This window comes from Rhizobacter sp. (genome assembly GCF_031412075.1).
In the GTDB taxonomy this organism is placed as follows: Bacteria; Pseudomonadota; Gammaproteobacteria; order Burkholderiales; family Burkholderiaceae_C; genus Rhizobacter.
Genome location: NZ_JANOCG010000460.1, coordinates 1 through 1,992, shown reverse-complemented (window position 1 = coordinate 1,992; position 1,992 = coordinate 1). Strand labels below are relative to the sequence as shown.

Sequence of the window (1,992 nt, the reverse complement as noted above, 5' to 3'; positions counted from 1 at the left end):
GCCGATGAGCTTGGTCCAGCCGGTGTAGAAGATCACCACGTCGCCCTTGTTGATCGACTTGATGTTCTGGCGCTTCAGGGCCGCCTCGATCTCCTTGCGGTTGAAGGCCGTGCCTTCGGGCACCGGGTCCTTGCCGGTCAGGCCCACCATGTCGAGGATCACGCCGCGTGTGGCAATGGCCGGCACGTGTTCGATGCCCAGCTTCTTCAGCCCACCGGCTGACACGATCTCGCTGCCCTTGAGGCAGTTGTAGTACATGCCGTCGATGCCGATGTGGCCCAGGCCGTCGAGCTGCGAGCCGATGCCCACCCAGCCCATGATGATGTCGTCGTTGTAGTTGGTCTTGGTCTCGCCCAGCGTGCCGCCGTACTCCTGCCCCGGCGTCAGCACGGTGATCGAGAAGGTGCGTGGCGCGAAGGCCGGCGTCTTGCTGTTGGTCTCGATGCCCATGCGGATGGCCTTGCCCCGCTTGACGAGCTTGGTGGCCTCCAGCGTGTTGGCGGGCGTGATGTGGTTCAGCGCGCCCTTCTGGTCATCAGGGCCCCACTTCGACTTGTAGCAACTCTGCAGCGGCTGGGCCTGTGCTTGTGCCAGAGCTTGTGCCTGTACACCGAGGGCCAGAACGGCGGCGGTGCCTGACAGCACCATCTTGATCGAGTTCATGCCTGTGTCTCCGAAGTGGGTGGGGCGCAAATCATAGGCACGCCATCCTCCGACTCGAAGCCTCTCGTTTTCCCTTTGCCGCGCCGGGCTCAGGGGGCGGCGGGCAGAACGTGGGTGGGGGTGCTTGCGCCGACCTGGACCACATCGCTGCGGTCCTTGAGCTGCACGCCGGTCAGCTGCAGGCGCAGCGCTTCGCCGCACAGCCACAGCAGCTTGCGTGCGGCCTGCACATAGCCCAGCCCCTCGGGGCGCACGTTCGAGATGCAGTTGCGTTCGGCATCGCTGCGACCACTGCGCGGCGCCCAGGTGAGGTAGATCCCCAGGCTGTCGGGTGAACTCAGGCCCGGGCGTTCACCGATCAGCACCACCACCAGGCGGGCGCGCATCAGCTCGCCCACCGGGTCGCCCAGCGCCACGCGGGCTTGTTCGGCCACCACGATGGGGCCGAAGCGCCACGTGACGGGGGCTTGTGCGCGGATCTGCTCGATCAGTGGCACGGCGTGGCGGCTCACCGCCAGCGAAGACAGGCCATCGCCCACCACCAGCAGGATGTCGCACACCGTTGCCGGGGCGTGCTCGCGCAGCTGCGCTACCGAGGCCTCGTCGAGGCGGCGGCCCAGGTCGGGGCGCAGCAGGTAGGTGGCGCGGTCGGCTGCGGCGCTGCGCACCTGCAGGCTGGGCCAGCCGTGGGCTTGCAGTTGTTGGCACAGGGCCTGCGCGTCGAGTGGCACATGCACCGCGTCGCGAGCCAGCGCGTGGGCGCAGCCAAAGCGCAGCAGCTCGTGGGTGGGCAGGCTCACACCGGTGCGGCCCAGCGCCACCCGCGCCGGGGTGTGCACACGCAGCTCGCGCCACGGGTCGGGGGTGAGGTCGGGTTCGTTCACTGGAGCACCTTCGTGCTGCGCACTCCGGTCGTCGCTCTTGGGGCGGCCCGGCGTGCTCATGCGGCGATGCGGGGCAGGCCCATCTGCTCAATCAGTTGGTGACCTGAGGCAACCGGCATCACGCGGCCCGCAGCGTCGGTGATGTTCATCTGGTGCAGCCACTGCTCGAATTCGGGCGCACGTTGCAGGCCCAGCAGCTCGCGCAGGTAGAGCGCGTCGTGGAACGAGGTGCTCTGGTAGTTGAGCATCACGTCGTCGGCGCCCGGCACGCCCATGAGGAAGCTCAAGCCCGCGGTGCCGAGCAGTGTCATCAGCGTGTCCATGTCGTCGGAGTCGGCTTCGGCGTGGTTGGTGTAGCAGACGTCGCAGCCCAGTGGCAGGCCGAGCAGCTTGCCGCAGAAGTGGTCTTCGAGGCCGGCGCGGATGATCTGCTTGCCGTCATACA

The 1,992-nt window shown here is 67.6% G+C and carries 3 protein-coding genes; all 3 read right to left on the bottom strand.

The annotated features are described in order from the left end of the window. The coding region (locus tag RMO40_RS17505) for a cyclase family protein (RefSeq protein ID WP_309724185.1) at positions 1-663 on the bottom strand (663 nt) is incomplete at its 3' end. A gap of 89 nt (positions 664-752) precedes the next feature. Then, positions 753-1,607: an ethanolamine ammonia-lyase subunit EutC gene (gene eutC / locus RMO40_RS17500; protein WP_309724183.1), complete on the bottom strand. Its 855-nt coding sequence runs from the start codon at positions 1,605-1,607 to the stop codon at positions 753-755. After that, on the bottom strand, positions 1,604-1,992 hold a 389-nt coding region (eutB, locus tag RMO40_RS17495), incomplete at its 5' end, for an ethanolamine ammonia-lyase subunit EutB (RefSeq protein ID WP_309724181.1). The genes eutC and eutB, both read right to left, overlap by 4 nt.

What these genes read in the sequence shown, in the direction of transcription:
- eutC (WP_309724183.1), bottom strand. Translation starts at nt 1,607, where the DNA reads ATGAGCACGCCGGGCCGCCCCAAGAGCGACGACCGGAGTGCGCAGCAC.